An 8,390-nucleotide genomic window follows, 5' to 3' on the forward strand; every position below is an offset into this window, starting at 1 on the left:
GTGGAAATGATCGACCGCTTCGGCCTGCTGCCCGATGCGGTGAAAAACCTGTTCGCCATCGCCAGCCTGAAGCTGATGGCCACGCCACTGGGCATTCGCAAGCTGGACTTCGGCGCCAACGGCGGACGCATCACCTTCCGCGACAAACCGGATGTCGATCCGATGGCGATCATTCGCCTGGTGCAGAACTATCCGCGCGTGTACAAGCTCGATGGGCAGGACAAGCTGAAGATCAACCTGGAGTTGCCCGGAAGCAGCGAAAGGGTGCGCGCTGCGCAGGAACTGCTTGGCAGGCTCGGGGCGCGCAAGGCGGCGTAGCTTTGCAGGGTGGGATCCACCGCTCCTCGTGGATTCGTCGCCGGAGCGGCGGTTTCAGCAAATTGCCCTCTGCTCGTCTAACAGCATGACAAGTCGGTACAACGTGATACTGGCCGCGATGCGCTCCCTCCCCTGCGGCAGCAGGGGAGGGAACCGTTTGTCGCGATGATCCAGAGCTCGTTGCGCTTGCGTGCAATTTAGGGAAGTGCCCTCAAGTTGGGACCACTAGCTTTACGCCGCCCGCGTCAAATACTGCAAGCTGAACATCCGCTCCGGATCAAACCATACGTGCTGCACAGCCAGCCCCGCCGTCGCCGCCAGCGCTGCGAAATCCTCCGGCGAATACTTGCAGCTGTATTCCACCAGCATCGCTTCTTCCTCGCGGAACAACACTTGCAAACGGCCTACGCGTACGCGTTGATCACGCGTGCTGACGATATGCGTTTCGATACGTCCGGCCATGGCGTTGTAGCGCGCGCGATGGCGGAATGCGTTCAGTTCGAAATTACAGCCGAGCTCGCGGTTCAAGCGCACCAGCATGTTGAGCGTGAACGCCGCGGTGATGCCGGCGCGATCGTTGTAGGCCGCTTCGATGGTGGCACGATCCTTCTTCAGGTCCACACCCACCAGGATGCCGCCGTTGTCGCCCATTTCGCCGCGCATCTTGCGCAACAGCTGCGCAGCTTCGCGATCGGTGAAGTTGCCGATGGTGGAGCCGGGGAAGAACACTACCGTGCGGCGCGGCGCGCGCGGCGGCACCGGCAACCGCAGCGGGCGGGTGAAATCCACCGCCAGCGGCTGGATCGGCAGCTCCGGGAAATAGCCGGCCATGCGTGCCATGCTGTGCCGCAGAGGTTCGGTGGATAGCTCGATCGGCACCCACGACACGGGCGTGGCCAGATGCTCCAACAACAGGCGCGTCTTGATCGCATGGCCGCTGCCATATTCGACCAGGCGCACGTCAGGCCCCAGCACCTCGCCGATCTCGCTGGCGTGCTGGTCCAGCAGCGCGATCTCGGTGCGTGTCAGGTAATACTCGGGTTGCTCGCAGATCTGCTCGAACAGCGCCGAGCCTCGTTCGTCGTAGAACAACCAGGACGGCAGGCGCTTGGGTTGCGAGCGCAAGCCGCGCTGTACCACTTGCAATAGCAGATTATCGGGTGGGCGTTGTTCGTCACGTACATCATAGGCTTGAACACTCATCGGTCCTGTCCCAGGCGGATGCCCGCAAATTGCCAGCGGGCATGGGGCGGAAAGAAATTGCGGTAACTGGCGCGGATGTGGTCGCGTGGCGTCGCGCACGAGCCGCCGCGCAACACCCACTGGCCATTCATGAACTTGCCGTTGTATTCGCCCAGCGCACCGGGCAGCGGCTTGAAGCCGGGATAGCTGACATAAGGCGAGGCCGTCCACTCCCACACGTCGCCATACATCTGCAAATGACCATCGCCCAGCGGCGCCGCAGCGGGATGAAAGCGTAGATCGTCCTGGAAGTTGCCATCGACCGGCAGCTGCGCCACGGCATCTTCCCATTCGGCTTCGGTAGGCAGGCGCGCATCGGCCCAGCGTGCGAACGCATCCGCCTCGAAATAGCTGACATGGCATACCGGCGCATGCGGATCGAGCGGGGATACACCCGCAAGCGTGAATTCGCTCGCCAGGTCTTCTTGCCAATACAGCGGCCGCTGCCAGCCTTCGCGTTGCACCAGCGCCCAGCCGTCGGACAACCACAAGCCTGCTTCTCGGTAGCCGCCGTCGCGCACGAACGCCAGGTATTCGGCATTGGTGACCAGGCGATTGGCGAGCGCGTGGGCGGAAAGCCAGGTGGTGTGGCGCGGCGTTTCGTTGTCGTAAGCGAAACTGTCGCCGGGGTGGCCGATGTCGACCGGACCTTGCCGGCCAGGCAGGAAACGCAAGTGCGCGGCTCTACTTTGAACCTGCGCTGGCGCTTGGCGATACGCAGGCAACAGCGGATTGCAGGACAACATGTGCTTGATGTCGGTAAGCAACAGCTCCTGATGCTGTTGTTCGTGCTGCAGGCCCAACTCGATGCGCGCCGCGAGTTCTGGAGTGATGCCATGCACCAGACGTTCATCGACTGCTTCGTCGATGCGCGCACGGTAATCACAAATCTCCTCGAGCGTCGGCCGCGACAAAAGACCACGCTGCGGGCGCGCATGCATCGGTCCAACCGACTCGTAGTAGGAGTTGAACAGGTAATGCCACTCCGGGTTTGGCGACCGGTAGGCTGGATCATGGCCCAGCACGAATTGCTCGAAGAACCAAGTGGTATGCGCCAGATGCCATTTGCCGGGACTGGCATCCGGCATCGATTGCACCTGCAGGTCTTCGCCGCTCAATCCCATGCACAAGGCCAGTGTCTGATGCCGTATGCGCCTGAACCGCGCAACGGCATCCTCGGTATATAAGGTGAAGGCGGGGACACTCATGACGCAGGCTCGGCGAACGTGTAGCGATACACCATGGGGAGCGCGGTACAGCGGACGATCATACAGCCACCATGCCGCAGCGATTGTTCATATTCTGTGATACGCACATGGCAGGAACATGGCGTCGCACGCAGTGGCTTCCACGCGTACGAACACCATCGCGACCATGCCAGCAGCACAGCATCACAACGCATCAAGCAGGCAACTGTTGGGGCCAGTATAAAAAAATAAAGAGCCCGGCGATGCCGGGCTCTTTAATACTTTGGGTCAAGCGAGGGTCAGTAAGCCGGACCGATGTAGCGCGTACCGTACGGATCCGTCGTCGTGACCGTGGTGGTCGTTACTACCGGCGGCGGCGCGGCCTGATAGACCACAGTGCCCGGCGTATACACCACCGTCGGCGGCGGTGCGTAGTACACCGGCGGACCCGCTACCGCACCGGCCACGAGCCCGGCTACCGCGCCGCCGATGACGGCGCCAGCGATCCAGCGGCCGCCACTCCAATAACCACCGCGATAGCAGCAGCCACCACGATAATAACCACCACCGTGGTAGCCGTAACCACCGTGCCAACCCGGACCACCCCAAGGGTGCGCCGAAGCACTCAGTGGCACTGCAGCCCCGGCTGCCGCCAAGGCCAAGCCGACCGCAACGAACTTGCCGACACTACGTTTGAACATGGCACACCTCCGTCTGTACGGCGTGAATGGTGGTCCGGGGGCGCTTAATCCGTACTGAAGGGTTTCATTTCTTTACACGTGCATTTTCCCAGGGATTTATCTGGTCCTTAATCACGTGTCGACGCAACAGCCAGCAATCGTGAATGTTGGCGCGCCGCGAAAAATCGAACGGGATGCTGCCCGCGCCCCACGCTTCAATCGCCAGATGCGGCGCCAGCGCCTCCTGATCGAGCGAGAAGCGGCGAAAATTGTTGGAGAACAGGATCACGCCATCGTGCGTCAGCCGCTCCGCACAAGCCAGCAGCAGCTTGACGTGGTCGCGCTGCACGTCGAAGTCTTCCGCACGCTTGGAATTGGAAAACGTCGGCGGATCGACGTAGATCAAGCCATAACGCTCGTGCGTGCGCTGCAGGAAACTGGCGGCGTCCGCCTGGATCAGGCGATGTTTTTCGCCGGTGAAGCCATTCAGCGCAAGATTGCGCGAGGCCCACTCCAGGTAGGTGCCGGAGAGATCCACGCTGGTGGTATCGCGCGCACCGCCGGCCGCTGCATACACGCTGGCCGTGGCAGTATAGGCAAACAGATTGAGAAAGCGCCTGCCTGCCGCCAGTTCGCGCAGCTTCGCGCGCACCAGGCGATGATCGAGAAACAAACCGGTATCCAGGTAATCGTAGAGATTCACCAGGAAGCTGAGGCCGCCCTCTTCCACTTCGAAGAATTCGCCGCGCTGGTCGAACTGGCCGTACTTGGCGCCGCCCTTGCCGCGCTCGCGGGTCTTGATGGCGATGCGTGCGCGCGGCGTATCGAACACTTCGCCGGCCACGCGCGCGGTCTCGCGCAGGCGCGTGCGCGCAAGTTCCGCGGGCACATCCGCCGGTGCGCGGTATTCCTGGATGTGCAGATGGGTGATGCCGGAGGTATCGGTATAGACGTCGATCGCCGCGGCGTATTCCGGCAGATCCTGGTCGTACGCGCGCCAGGCGTGGATGCCTTCGCGCTCCAGGCGTTTGCGCAGATGCTTGGCGTTTTTCTCCAGGCGGTTCTTCAGCATCTGCGCGCCCGGCGACAGCGGCGGCCTTTCGCGCGGCGTGTCGTCGCGCGGATGCAGTTCGAAGATCAGCAGCACGGTTTCCAGCGCGCCGTTGTAGAGCGTGTATTTCTTTTCCGCGCGCAGCGTGGTGGCGCGGCCGAGTTCCGCATCGCCAGCGAGTACAGCGGCGCGCCAGCCGGTGAAATGGTCGCGCAGGGTTTCGCCCAGCGCGCGGTACAGCTTCGGCAGGCTTTCGCGCTCGCCGAGCCGCTCGCCATACGGCGGATTGGTGATGACCAGTCCATGGTTGAAACCGGGAGGCGGGCGCACGTGCTGCGCATCGTGGCGGTCCAGCGTAAAGAAGCCGGCGACACCGGCTTCCTGCGCATTGCGCTTGGCCATCTGCACCATGCGCGCATCCGTGTCGGAACCGAAGAAACAGCTGCGCAACGCAGGCAGGCCGCTTTGCGCGCGCTGATTGGCTTCGTCGAGCAGGCCACGCCACACGGCGATGTCGTGCTGCTGCCAACCAAGGAAACCGTAGTAGTCGCGGCGCAGACCCGGGGCGACATCCGCCGCCATCAGGGCGCCTTCGATCAGCAAGGTGCCGGAGCCGCACATCGGATCGAGCAAGGCACCGCCCTGCGCATAGATGGCCGGCCAGCCCGCGCGCAGCAGCATGGCCGCGGCGAGGTTTTCCTTGAGCGGCGCTTCGCCCTGCGTTTCGCGCCAACCTCGGCGGTGCAAGGGGGCACCGGCCAGATCGATCGACAGCGTGGCACGGTCGCGGCGCAGGCGCAGGTTGATGCGCACGTCGGGCTCTTCGGTATCCACATCCGGCCGCGCGTGGCCACGCTGGCGGAACTGGTCCACTACCGCATCCTTGACGCGTTGCGCGAGGTACTGGCTATGCGTGAGTTTGCTTTGCGCGGTGTTGGCGTCCACCGCAAGCGTGGCGTGCGCCGCAAGATGCTCCAACCAGTCGATGGCTTGCACGCCAGCATACAAGGCCTCGTCGGAGGCCGCGTCGAATTCCGCCAGCGGCAACAGAATGCGGCTGGCCAGGCGTGACCATAGGCAGGCGCGATAGGCCGTTTCCAGGCTGCCGGAAAAACGCACGCCGGCCAGCGCTTCGTGCACGTCAGTGGCGCCCAGCGCCATCAGTTCGTCGCGCAGCAGGTATTCGAGCCCTTTCGGGCAGGTGGCGAAAAACTGCTTCACGCCAGGGATTCGAGGAAGAAGCCAAACTGGCGGCTGATGGCATCCATGTGCGCACTGAGCCGATGGTCGTCATCCAGGATCAGCAGCGGCAGCTCGCGCCGGCCGGCGAACTCGTAGATCTCGTCCAGCGGGCAGACCTCGTCGTGCCAGCCGTGGATCATCAGCGTGGGCACGTCCAGGCGCACGTCGAAGGCCAGATCGCTGCCGGGAATCAGGGCTGGTGCGGCGAGCAGGAACAAGCCTGCCACCGGCGCCTCCAGCGAGGCCAGTCCGGAGATGAACGCGCCCATGCTGGAACCCACCAGCACCGGCGGCTTGGCGCAGGCCACCATGCGCTGATGCAAGCGGGCAAGGCGCGGCTCGATCGACCCGGCATGCCCGCGCTGGTCGTCTTCGCGATAATCCGGGCGCTCGGTGGTCCAGCCCATGGACTCGGCGACTTTCGCCAATACGCTGACCTTGGTGGCATCCGGACCGGTGTCCGAACCATGGGAAAGAATGACGTGGCCGGGCATGGCGCTCTCCGTATTTGCGCAGCGGGACGTGCATGATAGCCGCTTGGTGATGCGCAAGATGAGGCATGAATGTAGGCTGGGATGGCCATCCCGGCTTTCTATAGTGGCTCCCCACGTCATCCAGTGCATGCCGACCTTGACCATCCACGACCAGCCCCTCCCCTACGCCGCCAAACTGCCCGAACGCCCAGCGAGCGACGTCACCCTGGTCGTCATCCACTGCACCGAATTGCCCGACCTGGCGACCGCGCGCGAATACGGCGAACGCGTGCTGTATGAAACCGGCACCGGCAACAGCGGCCACTACTACATCGATCGCGACGGCTCGGTCCATCGCTATGTGCCGGGCACCCGCGTGGCGCATCACGTACGCGGGTACAACCCGCCGTCGATCGGCATCGAGCTGGTGAACCGCGGGCGCTATCCGAACTGGTTCGACTCGCGCAACCAGACCATGCGCGAACCCTATACCTCGGCGCAGATCGACGCGCTCCGCGCGCTATTGGCGCAGTTGCGCACGGAATATCCAAACCTGCAGGAGATCGCCGGCCACGAGGACCTGGATACGGCCCGCGTGCCGGCTAGCGACGATCCCAGCCGGGAAGTACCGCGCAAGCTCGATCCCGGCCCGCTGTTTCCGTGGCCGGACGTGCTGGTTGGGAGTGGCTTGCGGCGCCTCCATGCGCCTCACTGAGACTGCAGGACGACGCCCGCTATAATTCCGGGCCATTTATCTCAGGGGTCAGCCGCGATGCGGGAAGCACACGTCAAAGAACTGGTCGAGCTTCTGCAACTCGAACGGCTGGAGGATAACCTCTTCCGTGGCCAGAGCCGTGACATCGGCACGCGCTTCGTATTCGGCGGCCAGGTGCTCGGCCAGGCGTTGTCCGCCGCGCAGCAGACAGTCGATCCCTCGCGCGAAGCGCATTCGCTGCACGCGTATTTCCTGCGTGCAGGCGACATCGACGCGCCGATCGTTTACAGCGTGGAACGCGCGCGCGATGGCGGGACGTTTTCCGCCCGCCGCGTGGTAGCGATCCAGCATGGCCAGCCCATTCTCAACTGCGCGGTCTCGTTCCAGGTCCCTGAAAAAGGGCTGGAGCACCAATCCAGCATGCCGGAGGTGCCGGAACCGGAGGACGTGGAGCCCATGCATCGCGTGCCGCCGGAGGAGCTGGCGCGCCTGCCGGTGAAACTGCAACGCTGGCTGGGCAACGATGGCCCGTTTGAATTCCGCCAAGTGTGGCCGCGCGACGAACTGCATCCGGCCAAGCGGCCACCGATCCAGCACATCTGGCTCAGGCTCACCTCGCCGGTGGAGGATTCACCGGTACTGCATCGGGCCCTGCTGGCCTATGCGTCGGATTTCCACCTGATCGGCACCAGCACCCTGCCGCACGGGATTTCCTACCTCACCCCCAACCTGCAGATGGCCAGCCTGGATCACGCCATGTGGTTCCACCGCCCTTTCAGGGTGGACGAATGGCTGCTGTACTCGTTCGACAGCCCCACGGCGCAGGGCGCACGCGGGTTGGCGCGCGGCCAGATCTTCAACCGGGCCGGCGAGCTGGTGGCCTCCACCGCCCAGGAAGGCTTGATCCGGCTGCGCGACGAGTAAAATCATTCCATGCGTCTGCTTTACACATCTCCTCGTCAGGAAAACATCGACCGCGTGGCGGCCCTGATGGCCGAAAACGGCATCGATACCAGCATCACCAACCGTTCCAACTGGAACCGTCCCAGCTACCAGCGCTTCAGCTACGCCCGCGGCAGCGAGAATCGCGACGCGTGGCCCCAGGTCTGGGTCCAGAAGGCCGACGATTACACCAGGGCGCGTGAGCTGATGCGCAAGCTCAGCATCGAGCCGGAGGTGCGTCATGCCGAAGAACTCAGGATGTCGCGCGATCCGGTGGCGTCCCTGTATACCCGCCGTGAACATACCGTGGCGCGGGCGCGGCGCATCGTGCTGCTGGCGATCGTGGGGGTGTTCATCGTGCTCGGCCTGCATTACCTGCACTTTATCTAGCCGCGCAGGCCAGGATGGCATGCACGCACCCGCCGGTACGCTTACAAAAACCTTGCCACGGCGACCGGCAGCGGACATAGAATCAGGCCATGCGCTCCGATCATGTCCGCCTGTTCCAGACGCTGCCACACGCCTGCGGTTATTACCCGG

General features: G+C 63.7%; 9 protein-coding genes. 4 read left to right on the forward strand and 5 right to left on the reverse strand.

The window, feature by feature from the left end; translation table 11 throughout:
• Positions 1–318, forward strand: a 318-nt coding sequence (locus VMA74_RS16860; RefSeq protein WP_325369057.1) for a TRCF domain-containing protein, incomplete at its 5' end; no start/stop codon positions are given.
• Positions 319–549: 231 nt separating this feature from the next.
• Here VMA74_RS16860 and egtD read toward each other — a convergent pair.
• The 5 genes from egtD to VMA74_RS16885 all read right to left on the reverse strand — a co-directional run bounded on the left by egtD (position 550) and on the right by VMA74_RS16885 (position 6,214).
• Positions 550–1,521, reverse strand: a complete 972-nt coding sequence (egtD, locus tag VMA74_RS16865) for an L-histidine N(alpha)-methyltransferase (protein ID WP_325369059.1) — start codon at positions 1,519–1,521, stop codon at positions 550–552.
• On the reverse strand, positions 1,518–2,768 hold the full coding sequence (egtB, locus tag VMA74_RS16870; RefSeq protein ID WP_325369061.1) for an ergothioneine biosynthesis protein EgtB: 1,251 nt from the start codon (positions 2,766–2,768) through the stop codon (positions 1,518–1,520). The genes egtD and egtB overlap by 4 nt, the downstream gene beginning before the upstream one ends.
• Before the next feature lie 278 nt (positions 2,769–3,046).
• Positions 3,047–3,448 carry a hypothetical protein gene (locus VMA74_RS16875; protein ID WP_325369063.1) on the reverse strand — a complete coding sequence of 134 codons (402 nt, stop codon included), beginning with the start codon at positions 3,446–3,448 and terminating at the stop codon, positions 3,047–3,049.
• Between the two features lie 64 nt (positions 3,449–3,512).
• Positions 3,513–5,699: a bifunctional 23S rRNA (guanine(2069)-N(7))-methyltransferase RlmK/23S rRNA (guanine(2445)-N(2))-methyltransferase RlmL gene (gene rlmKL, locus VMA74_RS16880; protein WP_325369065.1), complete on the reverse strand. Its 2,187-nt coding sequence runs from the start codon at positions 5,697–5,699 to the stop codon at positions 3,513–3,515.
• Positions 5,696–6,214 (reverse strand): alpha/beta hydrolase, encoded by a 519-nt coding sequence (locus VMA74_RS16885; protein WP_325369067.1) that lies wholly within the window; start codon positions 6,212–6,214, stop codon positions 5,696–5,698. Before VMA74_RS16885 ends, rlmKL begins: the two co-directional genes overlap by 4 nt.
• A gap of 127 nt (positions 6,215–6,341) precedes the next feature.
• On the opposite strand from VMA74_RS16885, the gene VMA74_RS16890 reads away from it, so the two are divergent.
• From VMA74_RS16890 to VMA74_RS16900, 3 genes are read left to right on the forward strand one after another with little or no spacing between them, the layout of a single operon-like run.
• A complete protein-coding gene (locus VMA74_RS16890) occupies positions 6,342–6,908 on the forward strand; it encodes an N-acetylmuramoyl-L-alanine amidase (protein ID WP_325369069.1) in 567 nt (188 codons plus the stop codon).
• A gap of 57 nt (positions 6,909–6,965) precedes the next feature.
• Entirely contained in the window at positions 6,966–7,832 is an 867-nt protein-coding gene (gene tesB / locus VMA74_RS16895; protein WP_325369071.1) for an acyl-CoA thioesterase II, read from the forward strand.
• A gap of 9 nt (positions 7,833–7,841) precedes the next feature.
• Complete coding sequence (locus VMA74_RS16900; RefSeq protein WP_325369073.1) at positions 7,842–8,240, forward strand: hypothetical protein; 399 nt, start codon at positions 7,842–7,844, stop codon at positions 8,238–8,240.
• Positions 8,241–8,390: the final 150 nt, after the last annotated feature.

Source organism: Dyella sp. (assembly GCF_035508675.1).
Classification (GTDB): domain Bacteria; phylum Pseudomonadota; class Gammaproteobacteria; order Xanthomonadales; family Rhodanobacteraceae; genus Dyella_B.